This window comes from Streptomyces sp. NPDC005820 (assembly GCF_040630255.1).
GTDB lineage: Bacteria > Actinomycetota > Actinomycetes > Streptomycetales > Streptomycetaceae > Streptomyces.
Window position 1 is genome coordinate 223546 of sequence record NZ_JBEXXE010000003.1, and the last position, 26326, is coordinate 249871.

The 26326-nt window shown below is 72.0% G+C and carries 24 protein-coding genes; 10 read left to right on the forward strand and 14 right to left on the reverse strand.

Annotation, left to right across the window (positions count from 1 at the left end):
* The first annotated feature begins 134 nt into the window (after positions 1 to 134).
* The 9 genes from ABZ464_RS05140 (at position 135) to ABZ464_RS05180 (ending at position 7049) form a co-directional block, all read left to right on the forward strand.
* Positions 135 to 773: a hypothetical protein gene (locus tag ABZ464_RS05140; protein WP_359271113.1), complete on the forward strand. Its 639-nt coding sequence runs from the start codon at positions 135 to 137 to the stop codon at positions 771 to 773.
* Positions 774 to 900: 127 nt separating this feature from the next.
* Entirely contained in the window at positions 901 to 1638 is a 738-nt protein-coding gene (locus ABZ464_RS05145) for a class F sortase (RefSeq protein WP_359271115.1), read from the forward strand.
* A 174-nt stretch (positions 1639 to 1812) separates the two neighbouring features.
* Positions 1813 to 2910, forward strand: a complete 1098-nt coding sequence (locus ABZ464_RS05150) for a SchA/CurD-like domain-containing protein (RefSeq protein ID WP_359271118.1) — start codon at positions 1813 to 1815, stop codon at positions 2908 to 2910.
* A 53-nt stretch (positions 2911 to 2963) separates the two neighbouring features.
* A complete protein-coding gene (locus tag ABZ464_RS05155; protein WP_359271121.1) occupies positions 2964 to 3365 on the forward strand; it encodes a cupin domain-containing protein in 402 nt (133 codons plus the stop codon).
* Positions 3362 to 4630 carry a beta-ketoacyl-[acyl-carrier-protein] synthase family protein gene (locus ABZ464_RS05160; protein ID WP_359271124.1) on the forward strand — a complete coding sequence of 423 codons (1269 nt, stop codon included), beginning with the start codon at positions 3362 to 3364 and terminating at the stop codon, positions 4628 to 4630. The genes ABZ464_RS05155 and ABZ464_RS05160 overlap by 4 nt, the downstream gene beginning before the upstream one ends.
* Positions 4630 to 5880: a ketosynthase chain-length factor gene (locus tag ABZ464_RS05165; RefSeq protein ID WP_359271443.1), complete on the forward strand. Its 1251-nt coding sequence runs from the start codon at positions 4630 to 4632 to the stop codon at positions 5878 to 5880. The genes ABZ464_RS05160 and ABZ464_RS05165 overlap by 1 nt, the downstream gene beginning before the upstream one ends.
* A gap of 72 nt (positions 5881 to 5952) precedes the next feature.
* Positions 5953 to 6210 (forward strand): acyl carrier protein, encoded by a 258-nt coding sequence (locus ABZ464_RS05170; RefSeq protein WP_359271127.1) that lies wholly within the window; start codon positions 5953 to 5955, stop codon positions 6208 to 6210.
* A 4-nt stretch (positions 6211 to 6214) separates the two neighbouring features.
* Positions 6215 to 6694 carry an SRPBCC family protein gene (locus ABZ464_RS05175; RefSeq protein WP_359271130.1) on the forward strand — a complete coding sequence of 160 codons (480 nt, stop codon included), beginning with the start codon at positions 6215 to 6217 and terminating at the stop codon, positions 6692 to 6694.
* 22 nt (positions 6695 to 6716) lie between these two features.
* Positions 6717 to 7049 carry a TcmI family type II polyketide cyclase gene (locus ABZ464_RS05180; protein ID WP_359271133.1) on the forward strand — a complete coding sequence of 111 codons (333 nt, stop codon included), beginning with the start codon at positions 6717 to 6719 and terminating at the stop codon, positions 7047 to 7049.
* 83 nt (positions 7050 to 7132) lie between these two features.
* On the opposite strand, the gene ABZ464_RS05185 is transcribed toward ABZ464_RS05180, so the two are convergent.
* The 7 genes from ABZ464_RS05185 to ABZ464_RS05215 form a co-directional block, all read right to left on the reverse strand.
* The gene (locus tag ABZ464_RS05185; protein WP_359271136.1) at positions 7133 to 8161 is read right to left on the reverse strand and encodes a methyltransferase; all 1029 of its coding nucleotides are present in this window, start codon (positions 8159 to 8161) and stop codon (positions 7133 to 7135) included.
* A gap of 47 nt (positions 8162 to 8208) precedes the next feature.
* Positions 8209 to 9282 (reverse strand): right-handed parallel beta-helix repeat-containing protein, encoded by a 1074-nt coding sequence (locus tag ABZ464_RS05190; RefSeq protein WP_359271138.1) that lies wholly within the window; start codon positions 9280 to 9282, stop codon positions 8209 to 8211.
* Between the two features lie 64 nt (positions 9283 to 9346).
* Positions 9347 to 9856 carry an O-acetyl-ADP-ribose deacetylase gene (locus ABZ464_RS05195; protein ID WP_359271141.1) on the reverse strand — a complete coding sequence of 170 codons (510 nt, stop codon included), beginning with the start codon at positions 9854 to 9856 and terminating at the stop codon, positions 9347 to 9349.
* A gap of 53 nt (positions 9857 to 9909) precedes the next feature.
* Positions 9910 to 11322, reverse strand: coding sequence for an NAD(P)/FAD-dependent oxidoreductase (locus tag ABZ464_RS05200; protein ID WP_359271144.1), 1413 nt, complete (start codon positions 11320 to 11322; stop codon positions 9910 to 9912).
* A 725-nt stretch (positions 11323 to 12047) separates the two neighbouring features.
* Entirely contained in the window at positions 12048 to 12914 is an 867-nt protein-coding gene (locus ABZ464_RS05205; protein ID WP_359271146.1) for an inositol monophosphatase family protein, read from the reverse strand.
* Positions 12915 to 13021: 107 nt separating this feature from the next.
* Positions 13022 to 14824, reverse strand: a complete 1803-nt coding sequence (locus ABZ464_RS05210; RefSeq protein WP_359271149.1) for a gamma-glutamyltransferase — start codon at positions 14822 to 14824, stop codon at positions 13022 to 13024.
* Positions 14825 to 14894: 70 nt separating this feature from the next.
* On the reverse strand, positions 14895 to 16160 hold the full coding sequence (locus tag ABZ464_RS05215; protein WP_359271151.1) for a DUF3533 domain-containing protein: 1266 nt from the start codon (positions 16158 to 16160) through the stop codon (positions 14895 to 14897).
* A gap of 215 nt (positions 16161 to 16375) precedes the next feature.
* Here ABZ464_RS05215 and ABZ464_RS05220 point away from each other — a divergent pair, with 215 nt between their 5' ends.
* Positions 16376 to 17050 (forward strand): hypothetical protein, encoded by a 675-nt coding sequence (locus tag ABZ464_RS05220; protein WP_359271154.1) that lies wholly within the window; start codon positions 16376 to 16378, stop codon positions 17048 to 17050.
* Between the two features lie 69 nt (positions 17051 to 17119).
* Here the strand turns inward: ABZ464_RS05220 and ABZ464_RS05225 are convergent, their stop codons facing one another.
* The 7 genes from ABZ464_RS05225 to ABZ464_RS05255 form a co-directional block, all read right to left on the reverse strand.
* Complete coding sequence (locus ABZ464_RS05225) at positions 17120 to 18649, reverse strand: NCS1 family nucleobase:cation symporter-1 (RefSeq protein WP_359271157.1); 1530 nt, start codon at positions 18647 to 18649, stop codon at positions 17120 to 17122.
* Between the two features lie 166 nt (positions 18650 to 18815).
* Positions 18816 to 19835: a TIGR03842 family LLM class F420-dependent oxidoreductase gene (locus ABZ464_RS05230; RefSeq protein ID WP_359271160.1), complete on the reverse strand. Its 1020-nt coding sequence runs from the start codon at positions 19833 to 19835 to the stop codon at positions 18816 to 18818.
* Positions 19836 to 19846: 11 nt separating this feature from the next.
* Positions 19847 to 21250, reverse strand: coding sequence for a dihydropyrimidinase (gene hydA, locus ABZ464_RS05235; RefSeq protein ID WP_359271163.1), 1404 nt, complete (start codon positions 21248 to 21250; stop codon positions 19847 to 19849).
* Between the two features lie 112 nt (positions 21251 to 21362).
* Positions 21363 to 22205 carry a nitrilase-related carbon-nitrogen hydrolase gene (locus ABZ464_RS05240; RefSeq protein ID WP_359271166.1) on the reverse strand — a complete coding sequence of 281 codons (843 nt, stop codon included), beginning with the start codon at positions 22203 to 22205 and terminating at the stop codon, positions 21363 to 21365.
* Between the two features lie 191 nt (positions 22206 to 22396).
* The gene (locus ABZ464_RS05245; protein ID WP_359271169.1) at positions 22397 to 23980 is read right to left on the reverse strand and encodes a PucR family transcriptional regulator; all 1584 of its coding nucleotides are present in this window, start codon (positions 23978 to 23980) and stop codon (positions 22397 to 22399) included.
* A 57-nt stretch (positions 23981 to 24037) separates the two neighbouring features.
* Positions 24038 to 25321 carry an aspartate aminotransferase family protein gene (locus ABZ464_RS05250; protein WP_359271171.1) on the reverse strand — a complete coding sequence of 428 codons (1284 nt, stop codon included), beginning with the start codon at positions 25319 to 25321 and terminating at the stop codon, positions 24038 to 24040.
* On the reverse strand, positions 25318 to 26160 hold the full coding sequence (locus ABZ464_RS05255) for a nitrilase-related carbon-nitrogen hydrolase (RefSeq protein WP_359271174.1): 843 nt from the start codon (positions 26158 to 26160) through the stop codon (positions 25318 to 25320). Before ABZ464_RS05255 ends, ABZ464_RS05250 begins: the two co-directional genes overlap by 4 nt.
* Positions 26161 to 26326: the final 166 nt, after the last annotated feature.

Here is a 26326-nt window from a genome sequence, read left to right on the forward strand (position 1 = left end):
GGGGCCCGTTCACCCGCGTGACCGCCCCGAGTGGTGAGGCGTGCCGGGATGACTGACGGTGGATCACGTCAGGGCCGGGTCATCTCAGCTGACGAAGCACCAGCTGCCCGGCCGTGGCGGAAGGAACCCCGCACATGCGTTCTGCTCGCATCATCCTGGCCACCGCGGCGGCCTCGGCCGTCATCGCCATCACCGCGCCCGGCGTCTACGCGGCCGACGGCGACTGGGAGAAGGGCGACTCGTCCTACAGCAAGACGGACGAGTCGACGAAGGAGGACTCCGGCTACAGCAAGGACGACTCGTCCAAGGAGGACTCGTCCAAGGAGGACTCGTCCAAGGAGGACTGGAGCAAGGAGGACTCCGGCAAGGAGCACTCCGGCAAGGACCACGACAAGGACTACGACAAGCCCCACGGCGGCATGCACACCGGCGGCGGCGCCCTGACCCTCGTGACCGACGGCCACGAGAAGGGCGGCAAGGAGTGGAGCAAGGAGGACGGCTCCAAGGAGGACTCCTGGAGCAAGGAGGACGGCTCCAAGGAAGACTCCTGGAGCAAGGAGGACTCCGGCTACGGCAAGGACGACTCCTCCTGGAGCAAGGAGGACAGTGAGGACTCCTGGAGCGGCAAGGACAAGCCCCACGGCGGTGTGCACACCGGCGGTGGCGCCCTGGCCGCTCCGGCCGTGACCGCGGGCGGTCTGGCCGTCCTCGCGGTCGCCGGTGCCGGTCTGTACGGCGTGCGCCGCAAGAAGTCGGCCCACGGCCTGGCCTGACCATGCCCGACGCGATAGAGCCGCGGCCGCCACCGGTGCATCGTGTGGCGGCCGCCCGGCCGGTTCTTCGCCCCGCCCCGTCCGCCCCGTCCGCCCCACAGACCTGCCCTGCCCGAGGTGTCACCCCATGGCAGTCCCCCCGCCCTCCCCCGCACCCGCACCCGCACCCGCCGCCGACGACGAGCCGGGCGGCCAGGAGTCCCGCTCGACGCTCACCGTGCTGTGCGCCGTGGCGCTGCTGATCCTGGCGGTGAGCCTGATCGGCGGCAACGACGCGTCGTCGTCCGGCTCCCCCTCGATCCCGCCGCAGGCCCGGCAGGCGCCCCAGGACCCCGGGTCCGCGCTCTCCTCGGCGCCGCCGCTGCGGTCCTCCGCCCCCGCCGCGGGCGCCGCCCAGCCGGTGGGCAGGCGGCTGCCCCGCTCCCGGCCGGTCCGGCTGCGCATCCCCCGGATCTCGGTCGACGCCCCCTTCACGGACCTCTCCCTGAACGCCAAGGGACAGCTCGAGGCCCCGCCCCCGAACGACACCAACCTCGTCGGCTGGCACGCCGCCGGCCCCTCCCCGGGCGAGGCGGGCACCGCGATCATCGCCGGCCACGTCGACACCAAGATCTCCGCCGCCGTCTTCGCCGGGCTGCAGTACCTGAAGAAGGGCGATGTCTTCGACGTCGTGCGCGCCGACAGGAGCGTCGCGCACTTCGAGGTAGACGGCACCGAGACGTTCGCCAAGGACGACTTCCCCAGCGAGCGGGTCTACGCCGACACGCCCCGGGCCGAGGCCCGGCTCATCACCTGCGCCGGCACCTACGACCGCTCGGCCAAGGACTACAAGGACAACCTGGTCGTCTTCGCCCACCTCCGATGAACCGTCACCCCCAGGGGTGAGCGGTCACCCGCGTAGTCCCCACCGAATCGCGCGCCCGCGGGGAGCGGCCCACGATCGTGTCACGCCCACCGCGCGGCACCGTGACCTCACCTCACCCCGCGGCACCGCGGGCGAAGTTCACCGCTCCCCTCCCGCGAAGGAGATGTGCCCCGCATGACCACCACGTCCGCTCCCGCCTCCGCCCCGCTGTCCCGCCGCGTGTCGCAGCGGGTCTCCCAGTCCGTGTTCGACGGCTCCCGGCTCCGGGTCGTCCTGCTCGTGGACGTCCACGACGGCGCCCAGCAGCAGTTCCTGGAGGCCTACGAGCAGCTCTGCAACCAGGTCGCCTCCGTCCCCGGCCATGTCAGCGACCAGCTGTGCCAGTCGATCGAGAACCCCTCCCAGTGGCTCATCACCAGTGAGTGGGAGAGCGCCCCGCCGTTCCTCACCTGGGTGAACAGCGAGGAGCACGTGGAGATGGTCAAGCCGCTGCACAGCTGCGTCCGCGACACCCGCAGCCTGCGCTTCCACGTCGTACGGGAGACCGGCGGGCCGGCGGCGAACGCCGGCCGCGCCCTGCAGACGTCGCCCCGGATGGGGGACGGCGTGATCCGTCACGCGCTCACCTTCACCGTGCAGCCGGGCAGCGAGGAGAAGGTCGCCAGGATCCTGTCCGACTACGCCTCGCCCGACCCGAAGGTCGACGACACCACGCGGCTGTGCCGTACGTCCCTGTACATGCACGGCAACCGGGTGGTGCGGGCCATCGAGGTGCGGGGCGACCTGATGGCCGCGCTGCGCCACGTCGCCCGGCAGCCCGAGGTACGGGCCGTCGAGGAGGCCATCAACCCCTATCTGGAGCAGGACCGGGACCTCGACGACCCGGACTCCGCGCGGGTCTTCTTCACCCGGGCGGCGCTGCCCGCCGTCCACCACGTGGCGGCGGACCAGGAGGACCCGAAGGCCGAGCGGCACGCGCTGTTCTACCCGGCGAAGGCCGGCAGCGGCCTGGAGCTGGCCCGGCTGCTGGCCGAGCAGGACGAGGCGGCCGCGGACGACCCGAAGTGCCCGGTGCTGAGCAGCACGATCTTCCAGCGCGACGACGTCGTGGTGCGCCTGGTGGACGTACGGCACGGTGTCCGCGCCGACGACCCCGCGCTGTCCCCGAAGGCCGCCGGGCTGAAGCGGCTGCTGGACGGCCGCGCGGCCAAGGGCACCGCCGGGCCCACCCGGATGGCCCTCGTCACCGACCGCCGCTCGCCCGGCGCCTGATCCGTCCCGCACCGCCACCTCGGCAGAGCACAGCACCCGATCGGAGCAACGTCGTGATCAATTCCCGTCCAAGAATCGTGGATCTCAGCGAGGTCGAGCCCAACACCCGGCGCGGCGGCGATCTGCGCGCCATGCTCACCCCGGCCACGGTCGGCTCCACCAGCGGTTTCATGGGCGTGGCCCTCATCCAGCCCGGCGACCGCATCGGCGAGCACTACCACCCGTACTCCGAGGAGTTCGTGTACGTCCTGTGCGGACAGCTGGAGGTCGACCTGGACGGCGAGCCCGTCCCGCTCCAGCCGGAGCAGGGCCTGCTGATCCCGATGCACATGCGGCACCGGTTCCGCAATGTCGGCAAGGTGGAGGCGCGGATCGTCTTCCACCTCGGGCCGCTGGCCCCGAGCCCGCCGCTCGGCCACGTCGACACCGAGGAGACCGCCGAGGTCGTCTCATGAGCCGGCGGCGGGTGGCGGTCACCGGCATAGGCGTCGTCGCACCCGGCGGCATCGGCGCACCGGCGTTCTGGGACCTGCTCTCGCACGGGCGGACCGCGACCCGGGGCATCACCTTCTTCGATCCGGACGGCCTCAGGTCGCGGATCGCCGCCGAGTGCGACTTCGACCCGGTGGCCGCGGGGCTGGCCGCCGAGGACATCGCCCGCAGCGACCGGTACATACAGTTCGCGCTGGTCGCCGGGGAGGAGGCGGTACGGGACTCGGGCCTCGACCTCGCCCGGGAGAACCCGTGGCGGGTCGGGGTGTCGCTGGGCACCGCGGTCGGCGGCACCACCCGGCTGGAGCACGACTACGTCCTGGTCAGCCATCGCGGGCAGCGCTGGGACGTCGACGACGGGCGGGCGGAGCCGGAACTGCACCGCGCGTTCACGCCCGCCACGCTCGCGGCCACCGTGGCCGAGCGGTTCGAGGCACGCGGCCCGGTGCAGACGGTCTCCACCGGCTGCACCTCGGGTCTGGACGCCGTCGGATACGCCTTCCACACGATCGAGGAGGGCCGGGCCGACGTCTGCATAGCCGGCGCGTCGGACTCGCCGATCTCCCCGATCACCATGGCGTGCTTCGACGCGATCAAGGCGACGTCGCCGAACAACGACGACCCCGCCCACGCCTCCCGCCCCTTCGACGCCGACCGCAACGGCTTCGTGATGGGCGAGGGCGGCGCCGTCCTCGTCCTGGAGGACCTGGATCACGCGAGGGCCCGGGGTGCGCGCGTGTACTGCGAGCTGGGCGGCTACGCCACGTTCGGCAACGCGTACCACATGACGGGCCTGACCAAGGACGGCCTGGAGATGGCCCGGGCGATCGACTTCGCCCTCGACCACGCCCGGCTGGACCCCACGGCCATCGACTACGTCAACGCGCACGGGTCGGGCACCCTGCAGAACGACCGTCATGAGACGGCCGCCGTGAAGCGGGCCCTGGGGCAGCACGCGTACGCCACCCCCATGAGCTCCATCAAGTCCATGGTGGGTCACTCGCTGGGCGCGATCGGCGCGATCGAGGTCGTCGCCTGTGTCCTGGCCATGGCCCACCAGGTGGTACCGCCCACCGCGAACTACGAGACCCCCGACCCCGAGTGCGACCTGGACTACGTGCCGCGGGTCGCGCGCGAACGGACGCTGCACAGTGTGCTCTCCGTGGGCAGCGGGTTCGGCGGGTTCCAGTCCGCGGTGGTCCTGACCCGGCCGAGGGAGAGGACATGATGAGCGAACCGCATCCACGGCGCGCCGCCGTCACCGGAATCGGTGTCGTCGCGCCGAACGGAACGAGCACCCAGGCCTTCTGGAAGTCCACACAGGAAGGCATCAGCGTCCTGGACCGGGTGACCCGCGAGGGGTGTGAGCACCTGCCGCTGAAAGTGGCCGGCGAGGTCAGGGGCTTCGACGCGGCGGCCGCCGTCGAGGAGCGTTTCCTCGTCCAGACGGACCGGTTCACGCACTTCGCGATGGCCGCCGCCGATCTCGCGCTGGAGGACGCCCGGCTCGGCCAGGCCGACACCGCCGAGGCCCCGTACTCGGTGGGCGTGGTCACCGCGGCCGGCAGCGGCGGCGGCGAGTTCGGCCAGCGGGAGCTGCAGCAGCTGTGGGGCAAGGGCAGCCGGTTCGTCGGGCCGTACCAGTCGATCGCCTGGTTCTACGCGGCGAGCACCGGCCAGATCTCGATCCGCCGCGGCTTCAAGGGCCCCTGCTCGGTGGTCGCCGCGGACGAGGCGGGCGGCCTGGACGCCCTCGCGCACGCGGCGCGGGCGGTGCGGCGCGGCACCGATGTGCTGGTGACGGGCTCGACCGAGGCCCCGCTCGCCCCGTACTCGATGGTCTGCCAGCTCGGCTACGACGCGCTGAGCACCGTCGAGGAGCCGGAGCGCGCCTACCGTCCCTTCACCGACTCGGCGTGCGGGTTCGTGCCCGCCGAGGGCGGCGCCATGTTCGTCGTGGAGGCGCAGTCCTCGGCGCGCGAGCGGGGGGCGCGGGTGCGGGCCACCCTGGACGGGCACGCGGCGACGTTCACCGGCGCCGCCCGCTGGGCGGAGTCCCGGGCGGGGCTCGCCCAGGCGATCCGCGGCGCCCTGGACGAGGCGGGCTGTGCCCCGGAGGAGATCGACGTGGTCTTCGCCGACGCCCTCGGGGTGCCGGAGGCGGACCGGGCGGAGGCCCTCGCGATCGCCGACGCGCTCGGCGCGCACGGCCGCAGGGTGCCGGTGACGGCGCCGAAGACCGGGATCGGCCGGGCCTACGGCGGGGCGCCGGTGCTGGACACCGCGGCCGCGGTGCTGGCGATGGAACACGGTCTGATCCCGCCCACCCCCCATGTCTTCGACATCTGCCATGACCTCGACCTGGTGACCGAACGCGCCCGTACCGCGGACCTGCGGACGGCGCTGGTCCTCAGCCGGGGCCTCATGGGGTCGAACTCGGCGCTGGTGCTGCGGCACGGCGCCGCCCACGCCTCGTAGCGGGGCGCGGCACGCACAGCACTGCATGCACTGCACTGCACTGCACTGCACTGCACGAAGGAGAGGTATCGCATGAGTGACCGCATCACCCTGGACGAACTCGCCGGTCTGATGAAGAAGGCCGCCGGGATCACCGTGACGCCGGAGCGGCTGAGGGAGCACGCGGACGGCGAGTTCGGCGAGCTCGGCATCGACTCGCTCGGCATGCTCGGCATCGTGGGCGAGCTGGAGAACCGGTTCGGCATGGCGCTGGACCTGGACATGGAGCGCTGCCGGACGCCCCGGGAGTTCCTCGACCGGGTCAACAGCGCGCTGCCGGCGGGGGCGTGACGCCATGACCGGACACACGCAGAACGAGATCACGATCGCCGCCCCGCTCGACCTGGTCTGGGACATGACCAACGACCTGGAGAACTGGCCGCGGCTGTTCAGCGAGTACGCGTCCGTGGAGATCATCTCCCGGGAGGGCCGCAGGACCACGTTCCGGCTGACCATGCACCCGGACGACAACGGCAAGGTCTGGAGCTGGGTCTCCGAGCGCGAGCCGAACCGCGAGACGCTCACCGTCCGGGCCCGCCGGGTGGAGACGGGGCCGTTCGCCCACATGGACATCCACTGGCGGTACGAGGAGGTGCCGGCCGGGGTGCGGATGATCTGGACGCAGGACTTCGCGATGAAGCCGGACGCGCCGGTCGACGACGAGTGGATGACCGACAACATCAACCGGAACTCCAAGGTCCAGCTGGCCCTGATCCGGGACCGCATCGAGAAGGCCGCCGCGGAGCGCGGCACCACTCCGGTCCTGACCGACTGAGCCGGACGGAGGACACTCCCCCATGCACCAAGCCCTGATCGTCGCCCGTATGGCCCCGGGTTCCGCCCCCGACATCGCCAAGGTGTTCGAGGAGTCGGACCGCGGGGAGCTGCCGCACCTCGTCGGGGTCGCCCGGCGCAGCCTCTTCCAGTTCGGCGACGTGTACCTGCATCTGATCGAGTCCGAGCGCGACCCGGGCCCGGCCATCGCCAAGGTCGTGAACCATCCCGAGTTCCGGGACGTCAGCGAGCGGCTGACCGCGTACGTCAGCGCGTACGACCCGCAGACCTGGCGTTCCCCGAAGGACGCCATGGCGCGGCGCTTCTACCTCTGGGAGCGCGAACCGGCCGGCTGAGTCCGCGCCGGTGTCACCGGTCGCCGGGTCCGCGACGCTGCGGACCCGGCGACCGGTGGTTGCGGGCCGGTACGGCCGGCGGGTCAGCCGGGTACGTGGCAGTCGAAGGCGTGCAGATAGGGGTTGACGGGCCGGATGTCGTCGATGACCAGGCCCGCCTCGGTGAGCCGGCTCACCATGGACTCGGTGGTGTGCTTGGCCCCGCCGACGTTGAGGAGCAACAGCAGGTCCATGGCGGTGCTGAACCGCATGGAGGGGGTGTCGTCGACGAGGTTCTCGATGACGACGACCCGGGTGCCGGGGCCGCCCGCCCCGATGACGTTGGCGAGGGTCCTGGCGGTGGACTCGTCGTCCCACTCCAGGATGTTCTTGATGACGTAGACGTCGGCCTTGACGGGGACGGCCTTGCGGACGTCGCCGGGGACGATCCGGGCGCGGCCCGCGAGGTCGCCGCCCTCGCGCAGCCGGGGCACGGCGTTGTCGACCACGCGGGGCAGGTCGAGCAGGGTGCCCTGCATCGCCGGGTACTTGTCGAGCAGGCTGGCCACCACATGGCCCTGGCCGCCGCCGATGTCGGCGACAGACGTGCTGCCGGACAGGTCGAGGAGGGCGGCGACCTCGCGTGCGGACTGCTCGCTGGAGGTGGTCATGGCCCGGTTGAAGACCTCGGCCGACTCGGGGGCGTCCTCGTTGAGGTAGGTGAAGAACTCCTTGCCGTAGAGGTCCTCCACGACGTTGTGGCCGGTGCGCACGGCCTCGTCGAGCTGGGGCCAGGCGTCCCAGGTCCACGGTTCGGTGCACCACAGGGCGATGTTGCGCAGGCTGTGCGGGTCGTCCTCGCGCAGCAGCCGGGACATGTCGGTGTGGGTGAACATGCCGTCGGGGCGCTCGGCGAAGACGCCGTAGCAGGACAGGGCGCGCAGCAGCCGGCGCAGCGGCTTGGGCTCCGTCTTCACCGCGGCGGCGAGGTCCTCCACGGTCATGGGTGCCTCGCCGAGGGCGTCGGCGACGCCGAGCCGGGCCGAGGCGCGCAGGGCGGCGGCACATGCCGCCCCGAACACGAGCTCCCGCAGCCGCATGGGTGGGGGCGGGGCGCTTTGAGCGGTCGTCATGTGCCGCCTTTCTTCTCGAGGAGCCGGTCAGGGGGACGGATGTCCGGTCAGCACAGACCCGCGGGCCTGGACGCCTTGCAGGAGTTGCGCTCGAAGGTGTTGCCCTTGCCCTCGGTGTCGGTGACGACGAGGTCGGCCGGGGAGTTGCCGGAGAGCGTGTTGTCGCTGATCCGGTTCCGGTCGCTGGTGGTGCCCACGAAGCTCTTCAGCAGGACGATGCCGCCGGACAGCGAGGAGGTGCCGGCGTTGTCCCGGATCACGTTGCGGGTGATCACGCTGTCCTCGGCGCCGGTGAGGACGATGCCGGTGCCCTGGAGGGCGTCGAGCCGAGCGGTCTTCGGGCAGGACTTGTTGTTGGCGACGATGCGGTTGTCGCGGACGGTGACGCGGCCGGCCTTCGGCTTGTTCTCGTCGCCGACGACGAAGACGGCCGCGCAGTTGCCGGTCATGTCGTTGCGGGCGACGGTGAGGTCGCGCAGCCGGCGGACGGTGACGCCGATCCGGTTGCCCTCCAGCCGGTTGCCCAGGACCCGTGTGCCGCGGGTTTCCGTGGCACCCTGTTCCTCCTTGACGGTGTTGGCGAGGAACAGTCCGGCGTCGCCGTTGTCGCGGGCGGTGTTGCCGCGCAGCACCGTGCGCTCGGAGCCCTCGGCGGCGATGCCCCAGACCCCGTTCTTCTCCGCCGTGACCTGACGCACGGTCAGCTTGTCGGTGGCCGTGGCGTACACGCCGTTCTTGGTGAACCCGGTGACGGTCAGTCCGGCGACGGTGACGTCCTTGACCTTGTGGTCCTTGGTGCCGGTCACACAGATGCCGTTGCCGGCGGCGGCGCAGGCGCCGGGGGCCTTCTTCTTGACCGGGGCCGGCCGCAGCACGGCGCGGGGGCCGCCGGCCAGCGTGACGCCGTCGGTGGCGACGGTGACGCTCTCGCGGTAGGTCCCGGCGGTCACGTACACGGTGTCGCCGGGGGCGGCTGCGTCCACCGCCTTCTGGATGGATTGTCCCTGCCGGACCACGAGGGTCGCGTGGTGGGGGTGCCCGACGGCCGCCGGGGCGGCACCGAGCCCCGTCCCGACGATCGCGGCGGTGCACGCCAGGTACAGAACATGGCATTTCGTCATATTTCACAAGATATGCCCGGTTTCTTCGAAAGCCGCGGCATGAGCCGTCCGGCGGCGTGTCCTCTCACCCGGCCTGCCGCGCGAACGCCGCGTAGGCCCGCTCGTCGAAGAGGACGAACCGGATCTCCTCGACCCGGGTCGGGGTGGCGCGCACCGTCTCCACCGCGATCCGGGCCGCGTCGTCCATCGGCCAGCCGTAGACGCCGGCCGAGACGGCGGGGAAGGCGACGGTACCGGCGCCGAGTTCGTCCGCGACGCGCAGGGACTCGCGGTAGCAGGAGGCCAGCAGCTCGGAGCGGTCCTCGCTCGCGCTGTACACGGGCCCCACGGTGTGGATGACCCAGCGGGCGTCCAGCTCACCGGCCGTGGTGGCCACCGCCTGGCCGGTGGGCAGGCCCCGTCCGTAGTGGGAGGCGCGCAGGCGGCGGCAGTCGGCGAGGATCTCGGGGCCGCCCCTGCGGTGGATGGCGCCGTCGACTCCACCGCCGCCGAGGAGCGAGGAGTTGGCCGCGTTGACGACGGCGTCCACGGACTGGCGGGTGATGTCGCCCTGGACGAGCGTGAGGGTGGTCATGCCTGTGTATACCCGCCGGCCGCCCCGGTCGGCCCGCCCTTTTCGCGTGGGTGTCAGGGCTGGGCGCGCAGCCTCCGCCACACGGCCTTCGCCGCGTTGTGGCCCGACATGCCGTGGACGCCGGGGCCCGGCGGGGTGGACGAGGAGCAGAGGAACACGGCCGGGTGCGGGGTCGCGTACGGGTGCAGGGACAGCTTGGGGCGCAGCAGGAGCTGGAGGCCGGTGGCGGCGCCGGAGGCGATGTCGCCGCCGACGTAGTTGGCGTTGCGGGTGGCGAGTTCGGCGGGGCCGGCGATCGCGCGGGCGAGGACGCGGTCGCGGAATCCCGGGGCGAACCGCTCCAGTTGGCGTTCGATGGCGTCGGTGAGGTCGCCGGTCCAGCCGTTGGGCACATGCCCGTAGGCCCAGAACACCTGCTGGCCGGCCGGGGCGCGGGTGGGGTCGGCGACGCCGGGCTGCACCGTGATCAGGAAGGGGCGCTCGGGGGCGCGGCCCTCCTGGGACGCGGCGCGCAGGGCGGTGCGGATCTCGGCGCTGTCGGCGCCGATCTGCACGGTCCCCGCCACCCGGGCCTCGGGCGCGGTCCAGGGGACCGGTCCGTCGAGCGCGTAGTCGACCTTGAAGGCGGCGGCGCCGTAGCGGAAGCGGGCGTAGTGGCTGCCGAAGCCGGCGATACGGGCGAGGGCGGTGGGGGTGGTGTCGAAGACGTAGGCGCGGGCCGGGGGCAGGTCGTCGAGGCGCTTGACCTCGTAGTCGGTGTGGACGCTGCCGCCGAGGTCCTTGAGATGGGCGGCGAGGGCGTCGGAGATCGCCTGGGAGCCGCCGCGGGCCACCGGCCAGCCGCGGGCGTGCGCGGCGAGGGCGAAGACCAGGCCGACGGCGCCGGTGGCGAGGCCGCCGAGCGGGGCCATGACATGGGCGACGAGTCCGGCGAAGAGGGTCTTGGCCGGCTCGTCGCGGAAGCGCCGCATCAGCCAGGTGGACGGGGGCAGGCCGGCCAGGCCGAAGCGGGCCAGGGTGACCGGGTCGCGCGGGAGGGCGGTGAGCGGCAGCGACATGAAGTCGCGGACGAGGGTGTCCCAGTGGGGCAGGAAGGGCTCGACGAGACGGCGGTAGGTGCCCGCGTCACGCGGGCCGAAGGAGGCGGCGGTCTCCGCGACCGAGCGGGACAGCACGGCGGCGCTGCCGTCGGGGAACGGGTGCGCCATGGGCAGTTCGGCGTGCAGCCACTGAAGGCCGTACCGCTCCAGGGGCAGGGCGCGGAACGCCGGGGAGTTGATGCCGAGGGGGTGGGCGGCGGCGCACGGGTCGTGGCGGAAGCCGGGGAGGGTGAGCTCCTCGGTGCGGGATCCCCCGCCCACGGTGTCGCGCGCCTCGAACAGCGCCACGGAGAAACCGCGTCTGGCCAGCTCCACTGCGGCGGTGAGCCCGTTGGGCCCCGCCCCCACCACGACCGCATCGAGCATCGACGGCACTTCCGACCCCTTCGTCAGCGGGCGGCCTCCGCAGCCCGGCGGCCTCCGGGATCAGGATATGCCGGGGCTACGACACCCCGCCGAAGGGCACCCACCCCCGGCCGCCGGCCGAGGCGGAGGGCACCGCCACCCGACCGCCGGCCCGCCGCGGCTCGCACCACCCCGGCCATCGACCCGGCGCAGCTCGCACCTGCCGCCCCTCGGCGCCCGAGGCGGAGGGCACCGCCACCCGACCGCCCGCCCGCCGCGGCTCGCACCACCCCGGCCATCGACCCGGCGTGGTTCGCACCTGCCGCCCCTCGGCGCCCGAGGCGGAGGGCACCGCCACCCGACCGCCGGCCCGCCGCGGCTCGCACCACCCCGGCCATCGACCCGGCACGGCTCGCACCTGCCGCCCCTCGGCGCCCGAGGCGGAGGGCACCGCCACCCGACCGCCGGCCCGCCGCGTGCGATCCGCACGCCGCGGCCATCCGCACCCCCCAGGCAACCCGCACGCCCTGGGCCGTCAGCCCACCGCAGGCGACCTCACGCCGCAGGGACCCGCACACCGTCGGCCATCCGCACACCCCAGGCAACCCGCACGCCCTGGGCCGTCAGCCCACCGCAGGCGACCTCACGCCGCAGGGACCCGCACACCGTCGGCCATCCGCACGCCCTGGGCGGTCAGCCCGCCGCGGGCGATCAGCCCACCGTGGCAACCCGCACGCCCTGGGCGGTCAGCCCGCCGCAGGCGATCCGCTCGCCAGCAGGTCCGCCACGCGGTGGGCCGTGGCCGTGTCGCGGGCGGCGGTGAAGGGCAGGGAGTTGCCGCCGGTGATGCGGAACGGTTGGCCGGTGAGGGTCAGGTGGGCGCCGCCCGCCTCCTCGACCAGCAGCAGTCCGGCCGCGTGGTCCCAGGCGGCCTCCCAGGAGAAGGCGGTGGCGTCCAACTCGCCCCGGGCTATGGCGAGATACTCCAGGCCGGCCGATCCGCAGGGACGGGGGGCGACGCCGTCCACGCGCAGGGACAGCAGGGCGCGCTTCTGGTCGTCGGTGGTGTAGTCCGGGTGGGAGGTGGCCACCACCAGGTCACGGCCGGGCGCGGGCGGTCCGGCGAACAGCCGCTCGCCGTCGAGGAAGGCGCCCCCGCCGCGCACCGCGGTGGCGAACTGCTCGCGCGCCGGGGCGTAGGTCCAGGAGGCGAGCAGGACGCCGCGCCGGGCGAGGGCGACCAGGGTGCAGAAGCCCTCCTCGCCGCGCACGAACTGGCGGGTGCCGTCGACCGGGTCGACGATCCACACCGGCGCGTCGCCCTGGATCGCCTCGTACGTCGCCGGGTCGGCGTGGACCGCCTCCTCGCCGACGACCACCGAGCCGGGCAGCAGCGCGCCGAGGGCCCCGGTGAGGAACAGCTCGGCGCCCCGGTCGGCGTCGGTCACCAGGTCGTGGGGGCCGCTCTTCTGGTCGACCTCGTGGTCGGCGAGCTGCCGGAAGCGGGGCATGATCTCGGCCGCGGCGGCCTTGCGGACCGCTTCCTCCACGTCGGCCGAGTGACGGGCGAGAAACTCGTCGAAGCCGTCGAGGGGTTCCATCTCTTCGATCATGCCTCCCATGAGAGCACGCCCCACTGACAATCCCCACCCCGCCGGTGCACTCCGGGCGGAATCGGGATGAAGAACGGGTGCGGCCCGCACCAGGCCCCTCCGGCCGGTCAGCGGCCCACCGCGTACCCCTGCATCCCCCGCGGGTTCGCCGCCGCCGACAGGATCCCGGTCGCGGGGTCGCGGGCGACCGCGCACAGCCGCCCCTCGGACCAGGGGGCGCCCACGGTCACGTCGTGGCCGCGCCGCCGCAGTCCCTCCACCACCTCGGCCGGTGCGCGCGACTCGACGGTGACGCTGCCCGGCCGCATGCCGCGCGGATAGAAGGAGCCGGGGAAGGAGTCGGTGTGCCAGTTCGGGGCGTCGATGGCGCCCTGGAGGTCGAGGCCGCCGCGCACGCGCGCGTGGTGGGCGACGGCGAGGAAGAAGTGCAGCTGCCACTGGTCCTGCTGGTCGCCGCCGGGCGTGCCGAAGGCCAGCACCGGCAGCCCGTCGCGCAGGGCGAGGGAGGGGGTGAGGGTGGTGCGAGGGCGGCGGCCGGGGGTGAGGGAGTTGGGCAGGCCCTCCTCCAGCCAGGTCATCTGCAGCCGTGTGCCGAGCGGGAAACCCAGCTCCGGGACGACCGGGTTGGACTGGAGCCAGCCGCCGCTGGGCGTGGCCGCGACCATGTTGCCCCAGCGGTCGACGACGTCGAGGTGGCAGGTGTCGCCCCGGGTGAGGCCGTCGCCGCTGACCCGCGGCTCGGCGACGGTCGGTTCGCCGACCCCCATCGGGCTGAACCCGGGCTCGTCGCGGAGCACCAGGTGCGCGTGCGCGGCGAGCCGGGGCGGGCGTCCGCCGGGGCTGCCGGGCCGCAGTTCGTACGACGCCTTGTCGCCGACGAGGGCGCGGCGCCCGGCGTTGTAGTCGTCCGAGAGCAGGTCGGTCAGCGGGACCTCGGCCGCGTCGCCGTACCAGGCCTCGCGGTCGGCCATGGCGAGCTTGCAGCCCTCGACCAGCAGATGGACGTACTCCGCGGAGCCGTACCCGGGCAGTTCGGGCGGCAGCAGGGCGAGCTGCTGGAGGAAGGCCGGGCCCTGGCTCCAGGGGCCCGCCTTGCACAGGGTCCAGCCGTTCCAGTCGTACGTGGCCGGTGTCTCGTAGGTCGCGGACCAGGCGGCGAGATCGGCGGCGGTGAGGGTGCCGGTGCGGTGCTCGCCGCTGGTGTCCAGGGTGGGCCGGGCGGCCTGGCGGACGAGCGCCTCGGCGATGAAGCCGGTCCGCCACACCTCGCGGGCGGCCTCGATGCGCGCCTCGCGGTTACCGGCACCCGCGGTCTCGGCGAGGAGCCGCTTCCAGGTGGCGGCCAGGGCGGGGTTGCGGAAGAGGGCGCCTGGCCGGGGTGCCCGGCCGCCGGGCAGGTACACCTCGGCCGACGAGGTCCACTCCGTCTCGAACAGTTCCCGTACGGTCTCGACGGTCGCGCCCACGTTCTCCACGGGCGCGTGCCCGTGCTCGGCGTACCCGACGGCGTACGTCAGGACGTCGGCGAGGTCCTTGGTGCCGTGGTCGCGGAGCAGGAGCAGCCAGGCGTCGAACGCGCCGGGCACGGCGGCGGCGAGCGGGCCGGTGCCGGGGACGAGGTCCAGGCCGAGGCCCCGGTAGTGGGCGACCGTCGCGCCCGCCGGTGCCACGCCCTGCCCGCACAGCACCCGGACCTCGCCGCCGGCCGGGGCGAGCAGGACGGGGACCTCGCCGGCGGGGCCGTTGAGGTGCGGTTCGACGACGTGCAGCACGAACGCCCCGGCGACGGCGGCGTCGTAGGCGTTGCCCCCGTCCTCCAGGACGGCCATCGCGGACTGCGAGGCCAGCCAGTGCGTGGACGACACCATGCCGAAGGTGCCCTGGAGGGTGGGCCGGGTGGTGAAGCTCATCTCTCACCTCGCGCTGGTCGCGTGCGGGAAGGACCTGTCCGTCCATGAGGCTGTCCAGCCGGGGTGGGGGTCACGCGGGTTGCGGGGTGAGGCGTTTGTGGCCGGTGCGGTCGTAGTAGCGGGTCATCGCGAAGCCGAAGGCGAGGGCGAGGGCCGCGCCGATGGCGATCATGATCCAGGAGCGGGTCAGTCCGGCGTCGCCGCGCGCGTCGAAGTAGAGGATGGCGCGCACCCCGTCGCTGAGCTGGCGCATCGGCTCGAAGTTGGACAGGAAGCGGTAGAAGTCGGGCACCGCCTGGAGGGGGACGGTGGCGCCGGAGGACGGCAGGCCGAGGACGATGAAGACGAACACGGAGACCAGCTGGCCGATGCCGCCGAAGGCCGCGTTGATGGCCTGGACGCCGAGGCCGACGGCGAGGCACGCGCAGTAGGAGTAGATCCACAGCAGCGGCAGGTGCGAGGCGTCCATGTCGAGGATCGCGACGCACGCGAGCATCACCAGGGAGACGCTGACGAGGGTGATGCCCGCGGTCATCGCCATCTTCAGCAGCAGGGTCTGGGTGCGGTCGATGGGCACGGTGGGGCGGCGGGTGTGCCAGGGGCCGATCTCGTTGTCGGCGTAACCGAGGGCGGTGTCCACACCGTTGCTGATGACGTTGCCGCCCATGAATCCGGCGAGGACGAGCAGCAGGGTGTAGTAGAAGGCGGTCAGGCCGAGGCCGCTGTGGGTGCCGATGGGGTGGCCGACCTGGGTGACGACGTTCACGGGGTCGGCGAGCAGCAGGGCGGTCGTGGAGTCGGCGCCGGGGGTGGCGGCGGTGAGCTGTCTGCCGATGTTCAGGGAGACCTGGTGGGCCGCCTTGGTGGTGATCTGGCTCGCCAGGGAGGAGCCGAGGCTGCCCTTGCCCGGGTTGGTGAGGGTGGTGATCGTCGGCTGTGCGGTGGCGTGGGTGGTGGTGAGCGCGGTGAGGGAGTTCGTGAAGTCCGCGGGGATGACGAGCGCGCCGTACACCTTCCCGGAGTCCAGTTCGTCCTGGGCCTCGGCGCGGCCGAGGAGGCGCCATTCGACCGAGCCGCCGACGGTGTCGGCGGCGATGGCGGCGGCGACCTGGGTGCCCAGGTTCTGCCGCTGCCCGGCGGGCGGCGCGCCCGTGTCGCTGTTGACGAGGGCGATCGGCAGGTCGCGCAGGTCGCCGTTGGGGTTGACGATGCCGCCCATGTAGAGGAGGGACAGCAGCAGGGCGAGCAGTCCGGTCAGGACCGTGGGCAGCAGCCACAGCTTGGGGCGGCCCAGCAGGGTGCGGGCGCGGGCCTCGGGGGCGGCGGATTCGGGCATGGCTCTCCGTAGGTGACTGGTCGTGGTGCCAATTTATCCCCGTACACCCGAAAAATCCGACGATATGTCAGGAGGGGCGTGCCTTCTCGTGCCCCTTCGTCACCGCGCATGCACGCTGCGAGTTTTCCCTTCCGCCCCACAGGGAGTCGTGTGACACTGGCGTCCTTGTCCGCACTGCGGACTGCTGTCCGCACCGTCCCCCACGAAAGTGCGCCGTGCGTTCTCTCCCACTGCCGCTCGCCCTGACCGCCCGTCTGACCCCGGTGGTCGTGCTGGCCTGCGCGGGCTGGGCCATGACGTCCGGTCCGGACACCGACGCCCAGGACAGCGCGGGCAAGGACACCCGGCAGACCCAGTCCGAGAAGAAGGACTCCGACGGCGGCTCGTCCGGCACCGCCGCGTCCAAGACGTACGACGCCGCGATCGCGCCGTGCACGAGCGTGGCCGCCAAGACGATCACCTCGCTGGTGCCGGGCGCCAAGACGGCCGGCAAGGAGATCCCCTCCACGGACACCAAGCTGCGCCGCACCTGCTCCTGGAACGCGCTCAAGGGCTTCGACTACCGCTGGCTCGACATCTCCTTCGAGATCATGGACTCGGACGACGCGGCGCAGTCGTCGTACACGGACCGGCTGAAGGAGAAGAGCGGCGGCGGTGACGTGCCGGGGCTCGGCGACGCCGGCTACTCGGTGGTGAACCTGACCACCGAGGACAAGCAGCAGACCCGCGAGGGCACCGTCATCGCCCGGGTCTCCAACGCGCTGGTCGTCGTCACCTACAACGGCAGCGACTTCGAGTCGAAGAAGGCCCCCGGCACGGATGTGATCAACACGGGGGCCATCAAGGCGGCGAAGGAGGCCGTGGCCGCGCTGCAGAAGAGCGCCGGCTGAGCGACCCGAACGGACGGCGACGGCCGGAGGAGTCCTGTACTCCTCCGGCCGTCGCCGTGTGGCCGTATGTCAGGCGGCGCTCCGCTCCCGGCGTCCGGTGAGCGTCATCAGGACGAGGTACACCAGCGTCGAGGTGCCCAGGCCGACGGCCCAGCCGTAGTCGGCGAGGGGTTCGAGGGCCGCGATGGGCCTGCCGTCGATGATCGGCTTGAAGCTGGCGCCGCCGATCGCGAGGACGCCGCCCGTCAGGAAGGCCACCACGGCGGGCCAGTTCCAGCCGCCGTCGTACCAGTAGCGGCCGCCCGCGCGGTACAGGTCGGCCAGGTCCAGTCTGCCGCGGCGCAGGATCCAGTAGTCGGCGATGAGGATGCCGGCGACCGTGCCGAGCAGACCGCCGACCAGGCCGAGCCAGGTGAAGATGTAGCCCTGCGGGTCGGAGTACAGCTTCCACGGGAAGATCAGCACGCCGATGACACAGGTGGCGAGGGCGCCCGTGCGGAAGCTGATCCTGCGGGGCGCGACGTTGGAGAAGTCGAACGCGGGCGAGACCAGGTTGGCCGCGATGTTCACCGACAGGGTCGCCACCAGCACGGTCACCAGCGCGAACAGCAGCCCGAAGACGTTGTCCGTCTTGGCGGCCAGCTGGACCGGGTCCCAGATCGTCTCGCCGTACACGGCCTGCGAGCCGGAGGTGACCAGCACCGACAGCAGCGCGAACAGCGTCATCGTGGTCGGCAAGCCGAGGGCCTGCCCCCAGGTCTGCGCCTTCTGCGACTTCCCGTAGCGGGTGAAGTCGGGGATGTTCAGCGACAGCGTCGACCAGAAGCCGATCATGCCCATGAGGGAGGGCCAGAACAGCTTCCAGAAGTCGTCGCCCCAGCCGAGCTTGGAGGGCTGGTCGAGCAGCGGGCCGAAGCCGCCGGCCTTGTTGCTCATCCAGATGAGCATCACCAGGGCGCCGACGATGACGAAGGGCGCCGCCCAGTTCTCGAAGCGGCGGATGGTCTCCATGCCCCGGTAGATGATCGCGACCTGGATCACCCAGAAGATCGCGAACGACAGCCACATGGTCCAGGGGTAGCCGCCGATCTTCCCGGCGTCGCTCCAGCCGTTGCCGATCAGCTTCCCGGCGAGGAAGTAGATCGCCTCGCCGCCGATCCAGGTCTGGATGCCGAACCAGCCACAGGCCACCAACGCCCGGACGACGGCGGGGAGGTTGGCGCCGCGGATACCGAAGGAGGCGCGGGCGAAGACCGGGAAGGGGATGCCGTACTTCGGTCCCGCGTGCCCGGTGAGCAGCATCGGGACCAGCACGATCACATTGGCCAGGGCGATGGTGAACACCGCCTGCTTCCAGTCCATGCCGACGGCGATCAGACCGGAGGCGAGCGTCCACGACGCCGTGTTGTGGGCCATGCCGACCCACAGCGCGGAGAAGTTGTAGGTGGTCCAGGTGCGCTTCTCGACGGGAACCGGCAGCAGGTCCTCGTTGGCGTAGGGGCCGCTGGGCGGCGGCGACCCCGGGGCGAACTCCACGCGCCCGTCGGGGAGGGTGACTTGGTCGGACACGGGTATGGCCGTGGGAGCGGTGTCGGTCATGGGCAGGCCAATCAAACGAGGGGCGGATCCGGAAAGGCCGTGCGGGGCCGGCGGGGCCGGGGAAGGGCGTGCCTGCCCTTCCCCGGCCCCGCCTCCCCCTCCTCCAGGACGGCGGAGGAGGGGAGAACGGGAGTGGGGGGATGGGGAGTCGGCCGGGGGGGCCGTGTCAGCCGTTGACGGCGGGGATCACCGTCGTGCCGTACGCGTCGATGACCCTCTCGCGCGCGTCGTGCATGTCGTAGACGGCGAACTGGTCTACACCCAGCTCGCGCAGGGCGTTCAGCTTCTCGATGTGCTTCTCCACCGGTCCGATGACGCAGAACCGGTCGACGATCTCGTCGGGCACGAACGCGGTGTCGGGGTTGTCGCTGCGGCCGTGGTGGGAGTAGTCGTACCCCTCGCGGGCCTTGATGTAGTCGGTGAGTTCCTCGGGGACCTGGGAGGAGTGGGCGCCGTACTTGGACACCAGGTCGGCGACATGGTTGCCGACCATGCCGCCGAACCAGCGGCACTGGTCGCGGGCGTGGGCGAGCGCCTCGGGCGAGTCGTCCTCGGTCACGTACGCGGGAGCGGCGACACAGATCTTCACGTCACCGGGGTCCCGGCCGGCCGCGACCGCCGCCTCCTTGACCGCCTTCACCATGTACTCGGTGAGGTACAGGTCGGAGAGCTGGAGGATGAACCCGTCGGCCTCCTCGCCGGTCATCTTCAGCGCCTTCGGCCCGTACGCGGCCATCCAGACGGGGAGCTTCGCGTCCTCCTTGATCCAGGGGAAGCGGATCACCGTGCCGCCCAGGTCGGCCTCCTGGCCCGAGCCGAGGGCGCGGATGACCTTCATGGCCTCGCTGATCCGGGCGAGGGTGTTCGGGGCGCGCCCGGCCACCCGCATCGCGGAGTCGCCGCGGCCGATGCCGCAGACCGTGCGGTTGCCGAACATGTCGTTGAGGGTGGCGAAGGTGGAGGCGGTGACCTCCCAGGTGCGGGTGCCCGGGTTCGTCACCATCGGCCCGACGGTCAGCCTGCTGGTGCCGGCCAGGATCTGGCTGTAGATCACGAACGGTTCCTGCCAGAGCACGGCGGAGTCGAAGGTCCAGCCGTAGGTGAAGCCGTTGTCCTCCGCGCGTTTCATCAGCTCGACGACCTTCGAGGCCGGCGGGTCCGTCTGCAGGACGAGTCCGAAGTCCATGGGCGCCCTTCCTAGGTGAGGTACTGGCAGGTGGAGCGCGGGGTGTAGACGCCGTGACCCGCGCGTCCGGTGTACTCCCGCTCGGTGATGACGAGTTCGCCCCGCGACAGGACCGTCTCGACGCGGCCGGTGAGGCGTTTGCCCTCGTACGCCGAGTAGTCGACGTTCATGTGGTGCGTCTCGGCGGAGACGGTCTGCTCGGCGTGCGGGTCGTAGATCACGACGTCCGCGTCCGCGCCGGGGGCGATGGTGCCCTTCTTCGGGTACATGCCGAACATCCGGGCCGGGGTGGCGCAGGCGATCTCGATCCAGCGGCGGCGCGAGATGTGCCCGTCGACGACGGCCTGGTGCAGCAGGTCCATCCGGTTCTCGACGCCCGGCAGACCGTTGGGGATCTTGGAGAAGTCGCCCCGGCCCAGCTCCTTCTGCCCCACGAAACAGAACGGGCAGTGGTCCGTGGAGACCACCTGGAGGTCGTTGGTGCGCAGGCCCTGCCACAGCTTGGCCTGGTGCTCCCTCGGCCGCAGCGGGGTGCTGCACACGTACTTCGCGCCCTCGAAGTCCGGCTCGGCGAGGTTGTCCGTCGACAGGAACAGATACTGCGGACAGGTCTCGCCGAAGACGTTCAGCCCCTCGTCGCGCGCCCGGGCCAGCTCGGCCACCGCCTCCATGGCCGAGACGTGCACGACGTAGAGCGGGGCGCCCGCGACCTGGGCGAGCCGGATCGCGCGATGGGTGGCCTCGGCCTCGAGGAGGGCCTTGCGGACCTCGCCGTGGTAGCGCGGGTCGGTCTCACCGCGGGCCAGCGCCTGCTCCACCAGCACGTCGATCGCGATGCCGTTCTCGGCGTGCATCATGATCAGGCCGCCGTTGTCGGCGGAGCGCTGCATGGCGCGCAGGATCTGGCCGTCGTCGGAGTAGAAGACCCCCGGGTAGGCCATGAACTGCTTGAAGGAGGTGACGCCCTCCTCCACCAGGTGGTCCATCTCCTTGAGCGTCTCCTCGTTCACATCGGAGACGATCATGTGGAAGCCGTAGTCGATCGCGCAGTTGCCCTCGGCCTTGGCGTGCCAGGCGTCCAGGCCGTCGCGCAGGGTGTGACCGACGCTCTGCACCGCGAAGTCGACGATCGTGGTCGTACCGCCCCAGGCGGCGGCGCGGGTGCCGGTCTCGAAGGTGTCGGAGGCGAAGGTGCCGCCGAACGGCAGCTCCATGTGGGTGTGGGCGTCGACCCCGCCCGGGATGACGTACTTCCCGGTGGCGTCGATGACCTGCCCGTCGGTCCAGGCCTCGGCGGCCGCGGTGCCGGAGGCGGCGAGGGCGGCGATGCGGCCGTCCTCGATCAGGACGTCGGCGTGGATCTCGTCGGACGCGGTGATGACGAGACCGCCGCGGATGATTTTACGGCTGCTCATTTTTTTCCGGCTCCGGAGAGGTAGTGGGTCGGGTGCGGGACGTCTGTGGTTGATCGCGCAGTTCCCCGCGCCCCTGAAAGAAAAAACCTTGGTGCGCGGGGAACTGCCGAGGTCACGGGGTCGTCAGCGGGCCGTACGCCTCCGGGCGGCGGTCGCGGTAGAACTGCCAGCGGTCGCGGACCTCGCGGAGCTTGGCCAGGTCCAGGTCGCGGACGACGAGTTCGGTCTCCTTGTCGCTGGCGACCTCGCCGACGAACTGGGCCTCCGGGTCCACGAAGTAGGAGGTCCCGTAGAAGTCGTTGTCGCCGAGTTCCTCGGTGCCGACCCGGTTGATCGCGCCGACGAAGTACTCGTTGGCGACGGCCGCCGCCGGCTGCTCCAGCTGCCAGAGGTAGGCGGACAGACCGCGCGAGGTGGCCGAGGGGTTGAAGACGATCTCGGCGCCCGCGAGGCCGAGCGCGCGCCAGCCCTCGGGGAAGTGGCGGTCGTAGCAGATGTACACGCCGATCCTGCCGACAGCGGTGTCGAAGACGGGCCAGCCCGCGTTCCCGGGGCGGAAGTAGAACTTCTCCCAGAATCCCTTGACCTGCGGGATGTGGTGCTTGCGGTACTTGCCGAGGTAGGAGCCGTCGGCGTCGATCACCGCGGCGGTGTTGTAGAGGACGCCCGGCTGCTCCTCCTCGTACATCGGGAGCACCAGGACGATGCCGTGCTCCCGGGCGAGGGCCTGGAAGCGCTGGACGATCGGGCCGTCCGGGATCTGCTCGGCGTACTCGTAGAACTGCGGGTCCTGCACCTGGCAGAAGTAGGGCCCGTAGAACAGCTCCTGGAAGCACAGGACCTGAGCACCCTGCGCGGCCGCGTCGCGGACCGCCTGCTCGTGTACCTGGATCATCGATTCCTTGTCGCCGGTCCAGGCCGTCTGGAACACGGCGGCGCGGATCACTCTGCTCATCGGGACCTCCGGTCACTCGGTGTGAGAGGACCTTAGAAAGCCCGCGAGCCCGCTTTGAGTTGCACGGTGTCACGTCTGAGGGAGCTGGGCGTGCCACCGTGTCACGTCGTCCAAGTCCCATGTTTCACCGCCGTTTTCGCAGGTCGTTCCGTGTTTCGGGGGTGTTGCCCGGGGCTGCCGGGACCGGTGGGTCAGGCTTGCTGGGCGTCGTGCGCGAGGAGTGCGATGTGCACCGAGGCGGCCTGTTCGAAGTCGTCCAGGTCCACCCCGAGCCGGGCCTGTATCGCCTCCAGGCGGCGGTAGAGGGCCGGCCGGGAGACATGGTGGAGCTGGGCGGTGCGGGACTTGTTGCGGCCGGTGGCGAGGTAGGTGCGCAGCACCGCGAGGAGGTCTTCGCCGGCCGCGCACAGCAGGCCGTCCAGCTCGCGCTCGGCGAAGGCCTGGACGTGCGGGTCGTCGCGCAGCAGCCGGATCAGGCCGCGCAGATGGACGTCCTTGAGGCGGACGACGGGCGGCAGGTCGAGGGCGGCCGAGGAGTCGGCGACGGCGTCGGCGACGTGCTGGGCCTCGCGCAGCCCGGCCGGCACGTCCTCCCAGAGGGTGCGCGGTCCGGCCGAGGCGACGACGGTGCGGGCCTCACCGGACTCGGTGCGCAGCCGGGTCGCGAAGTGCGCGGCGAGCGCTTCGGCGTCCTGGTCGCGGGCGAGGCTGAGCAGCACGGCGGTGGCCCCGTCGGCGAGCTCCGCGACCAGTCCGGGCAGGCCCAGCAGCCGCAGCATGCGGTCGAGGTGGGCGGGGTCGCCGTCGCGTACGACGAGGGGGACGAAGGTGCGCCGGTTGACGGGCAGTCCGGCCGCGCGGGCCCGGGGCAGCAGCTGCCGTGCCGGTACGACGCCGGAGGCCAGGTCGGTGAGCAGGCTCTGCGCGGACTGCTCCTCCCAGGTGTGGGCGGAGGCGCCGCCGAGCATGCGGTGCAGGACGAGGGCCTCGGCGGCCCGGTCGGCGAGGAGGCGGCCGCCGGCGGTGTCGCCGCGGTAGCCGCACAGCATGATCTCCCCCCATCGTTCGCCGCGGCCGCCGAGTTCGGCGCGGATCCAGCCGTCGCCCTCGCTGCCGCCGGCCTGCCGGGCGATGCGTTCCCAGTCCCGCAGCACGTCGTCGACCGCGGACCGCTCCCCGCCGGTGGCGAGCACCCGGTGGGCGAGGTTGGTGACGACGACGGGGCAGCCGGTGTGGTGGGCGATCTCGTCGAGGAGCCGCTGCAGCGGCGCCCCGGCGGTCATCAGCCCGGTCAGGGCGGTGCGTACGGCCTCGGAGAGGCTGACGGCGGCGAACTTGCGGCGCACCAGCCGGGACTGGACCTCCTCGGTCAGCTCGGCGAACGGGAACGGCCGGTGCAGGACGACCAGGGGCAGCCCGCACCGCTCGGCGGCGCGCCGCATCGCGTCGGGCGGGGCGGGGAAGGCGCGCCCGAGGCCGAGGACCACGGCGGCGGCCTCGGCGCGGTGCAGGGAGCGGATGTACTCGGCCTGGGCGGTCTCGTCCCCGGCGAGCAGCACGCCGGTGGTGAGGACCATCTCGCCGCCGGTCAGCATCACGCCGACGTCGGGGGCCTCGGCGACGTGCACCCAGCGCACCGGCCGGTCGAGCCGGTCCGCGCCGGCCACCACCTCGGGGTCCCCGGCCAGGACGCGTTCCAGGGAGAGGACCTGACGGACCGACAGGGCGGGTTCCAGTGGCTCGACGGGGCCCCAGGTCTCCAGGGTGGTGGTCATGACGGTGTTCCCTTGCTCGACCGGCGCGGTGCCGGGACTGCGCGGCGGGCGCCGCTGCTACTGCGTGCTCCTCAGCGCGCCTTCGAGGATCGCGGCGCCCTCCTCGGCCTCCGCGACGGTCAGGGACAGCGGCGGGGCGATGCGCAGGGCGCTGGTGTCGTGCCCGCCGCCCTTGCCGATCAGCAGTCCGCCCGCGCGGGCCGCCTCCAGCACGGCGGACGCCCGCTCCGGGTCGGCCCGGTCGCTGCCGGGTTTCGTCAGCTCGACGCCGATCATCAGACCGCGTCCGCGCACCTCCCGTACGCCGGGGTCCTGGGCGGCGACGGACCGCAGCCGTTCGATGAGCAGACCGCCGACGCGCCGGGCGTTGCCCTGGAGGTCGTGTTCCAGGAGGTGGGTGAGGTTGGCGAGGCCGGCGGCCATGGTGAGCTGGGTGCCGCCGAAGGTGGAGATGCTGTTGGCGTCCAGGCAGTTCATGATCTCGGCGCGGGCGATCACACCGCCGATGGAGGAGCCGTTGCCGATGCCCTTGGCGAAGGTGACGATGTCGGGCGGGCCGCTCCGGTCGTGCGCCTGCCAGCCCCAGAAGTGGTCGCCGGTGCGGCCCCAGCCGGTCTGCACCTCGTCGGCGATCCACAGGATGCCCCGCTCGTGCAGCACGTCCCGGAAGGCGGCGTACAGGCCGTCGGGGGGCGAGGTGAAGCCGCCGACGCCCTGGATGGGCTCGGCGATGAGGGCGGCGGGCGGGCGGGTGTGCCCGAGCAGGTCCTTGAGGTCGTCGACGCAGGCCGCGATGTACGCCTCGTCGTCCATCGCGGCGAACGGTCCGCGACCGCGCACCCCGCCGTGCACGTACAGGGTCTGCAGCGGGGACAGCGAGGTCGGCGACCAGCTCCGGTTGCCGGTGATGCCGACGGCGCTGAAGGAACGGCCGTGGTAGCTGTTGCGCATCGCCAGGATCGTGTTGCTGCGCCGGTAGGCGGTGGCGAGCATCAGGGCGGTGTCGTTGGCCTCGGTGCCGGAGGTGGTGAAGAAGACACGGGCGTCCGGGACGCCGCTGAGCTGGGCGATCCGCTCGGCGAGCTCGACCATCGGGCGGTTGAGGTACAGCGTGGAGGAGTGGATGATCCGCCCGGCCTGCTCGGTGACCGCCTTCGTCACCTCGGGCAGGGCGTGGGCGGTCATCGTGGTCAGGATGCCGCCGAAGAAGTCGAGGTACTTCGTGCCGTCGGCGCCCCAGACGTGCCGTCCCTCGCCGTGGGTGATCTCCAGGGGCTCCTCGTAGTAGAGCGCCAGCCAGTCCGGCAGGACGTTCCGGTGACGCGCGTACAGGTCGCTCACGGCTGTACCAGCCCTTCGTAGGCGTCGGGGCGGCGGTCGCGGTAGAAGGCCCACTGCTGCCGCACCTGTTCGATCAGGTCGAAGTCCAGGTCGCGGACGACGAGTTCCTCGCTCCTGTCACTCGCGACCTCGCCCACGAACTGGCCTCGCGGGTCGACGAAGTACGACGTCCCGTAGAAATCGTTGTCCCCGTACTCCTCTACTCCCACACGGTTGATCGCGGCGACGAAGTACTCGTTGGCGACGGCCGCGGCGGGCTGCTCCAGCCGCCACAGGTGGCCGGACAGGCCGCGGTGGGTGGCGGAGGGGTTGTAGACGAGCTGGGCGCCGTTGATGCCGAGCTGCCGCCAGCCCTCGGGGAAGTGGCGGTCGTAGCAGATGTACACGCCGATCCTGCCGACGGCGGTGTCGAAGACGGGCCAGCCGAGGTTCCCCGGCCGGAAGTAGTACTTCTCCCAGAAGCCCTTGACCTGCGGGATGTGGTGCTTGCGGTACTTGCCGAGGTAGGAGCCGTCGGCGTCGATCACGGCGGCGGTGTTGTAGTAGAAACCGCTCTGCTCGACCTCGAACACCGGGACGACGATCACCATGCCCGTCTCGCGCGCGAGGTCCCGCATCCGGCGCACGGTCGGCCCGTCCGGCACCGGCTCGGCCCAGCGGTAGTGCTCGGGCTCCTGCACCTGGCAGAAGTAGGGGGCGTTGAACACCTCCTGGAACCCGATCACCTTCGCGCCCTGCCGGGCCGCCTCGCGGGCGTGCTCCTCGTGTTTCGCCACCATGGACCCGGTGTCGCCGGTCCAGGTGGCCTGGACCAGGGCGGCACGTACGACGTCGGTCATGAGCTGCTCCTTCGACGGGACGTCAGAGCCTCTACGCCCGTAGACGAAGGTCGTAGAGGGATGAACGTAAGCCTCCGGGAGGGGCTTGCCAAGACCATTGTCGTCAAGCCCCCGAGTCGATCACGTTTCACACTCACGTGGGTGAGTCGGGCGGCGTACGGCGTAG

Coding starts and splice junctions, on each gene's coding strand:
- ABZ464_RS05140 (WP_359271113.1), top strand. CDS start 135: ATGCGTTCTGCTCGCATCATCCTGGCCACCGCGGCGGCCTCGGCCGTC.
- ABZ464_RS05145 (WP_359271115.1), top strand. CDS start 901: ATGGCAGTCCCCCCGCCCTCCCCCGCACCCGCACCCGCACCCGCCGCC.
- ABZ464_RS05150 (WP_359271118.1), top strand. CDS start 1,813: ATGACCACCACGTCCGCTCCCGCCTCCGCCCCGCTGTCCCGCCGCGTG.
- ABZ464_RS05160 (WP_359271124.1), top strand. CDS start 3,362: ATGAGCCGGCGGCGGGTGGCGGTCACCGGCATAGGCGTCGTCGCACCC.
- ABZ464_RS05165 (WP_359271443.1), top strand. CDS start 4,630: ATGAGCGAACCGCATCCACGGCGCGCCGCCGTCACCGGAATCGGTGTC.
- ABZ464_RS05170 (WP_359271127.1), top strand. CDS start 5,953: ATGAGTGACCGCATCACCCTGGACGAACTCGCCGGTCTGATGAAGAAG.
- ABZ464_RS05175 (WP_359271130.1), top strand. CDS start 6,215: ATGACCGGACACACGCAGAACGAGATCACGATCGCCGCCCCGCTCGAC.
- ABZ464_RS05180 (WP_359271133.1), top strand. CDS start 6,717: ATGCACCAAGCCCTGATCGTCGCCCGTATGGCCCCGGGTTCCGCCCCC.
- ABZ464_RS05185 (WP_359271136.1), bottom strand. CDS start 8,161: ATGACGACCGCTCAAAGCGCCCCGCCCCCACCCATGCGGCTGCGGGAG.
- ABZ464_RS05190 (WP_359271138.1), bottom strand. CDS start 9,282: ATGACGAAATGCCATGTTCTGTACCTGGCGTGCACCGCCGCGATCGTC.
- ABZ464_RS05195 (WP_359271141.1), bottom strand. CDS start 9,856: ATGACCACCCTCACGCTCGTCCAGGGCGACATCACCCGCCAGTCCGTG.
- ABZ464_RS05200 (WP_359271144.1), bottom strand. CDS start 11,322: ATGCTCGATGCGGTCGTGGTGGGGGCGGGGCCCAACGGGCTCACCGCC.
- ABZ464_RS05205 (WP_359271146.1), bottom strand. CDS start 12,914: ATGATCGAAGAGATGGAACCCCTCGACGGCTTCGACGAGTTTCTCGCC.
- ABZ464_RS05210 (WP_359271149.1), bottom strand. CDS start 14,824: ATGAGCTTCACCACCCGGCCCACCCTCCAGGGCACCTTCGGCATGGTG.
- ABZ464_RS05215 (WP_359271151.1), bottom strand. CDS start 16,160: ATGCCCGAATCCGCCGCCCCCGAGGCCCGCGCCCGCACCCTGCTGGGC.
- ABZ464_RS05225 (WP_359271157.1), bottom strand. CDS start 18,649: ATGACCGACACCGCTCCCACGGCCATACCCGTGTCCGACCAAGTCACC.
- ABZ464_RS05230 (WP_359271160.1), bottom strand. CDS start 19,835: ATGGACTTCGGACTCGTCCTGCAGACGGACCCGCCGGCCTCGAAGGTC.
- hydA (WP_359271163.1), bottom strand. CDS start 21,250: ATGAGCAGCCGTAAAATCATCCGCGGCGGTCTCGTCATCACCGCGTCC.
- ABZ464_RS05240 (WP_359271166.1), bottom strand. CDS start 22,205: ATGAGCAGAGTGATCCGCGCCGCCGTGTTCCAGACGGCCTGGACCGGC.
- ABZ464_RS05245 (WP_359271169.1), bottom strand. CDS start 23,980: ATGACCACCACCCTGGAGACCTGGGGCCCCGTCGAGCCACTGGAACCC.
- ABZ464_RS05255 (WP_359271174.1), bottom strand. CDS start 26,160: ATGACCGACGTCGTACGTGCCGCCCTGGTCCAGGCCACCTGGACCGGC.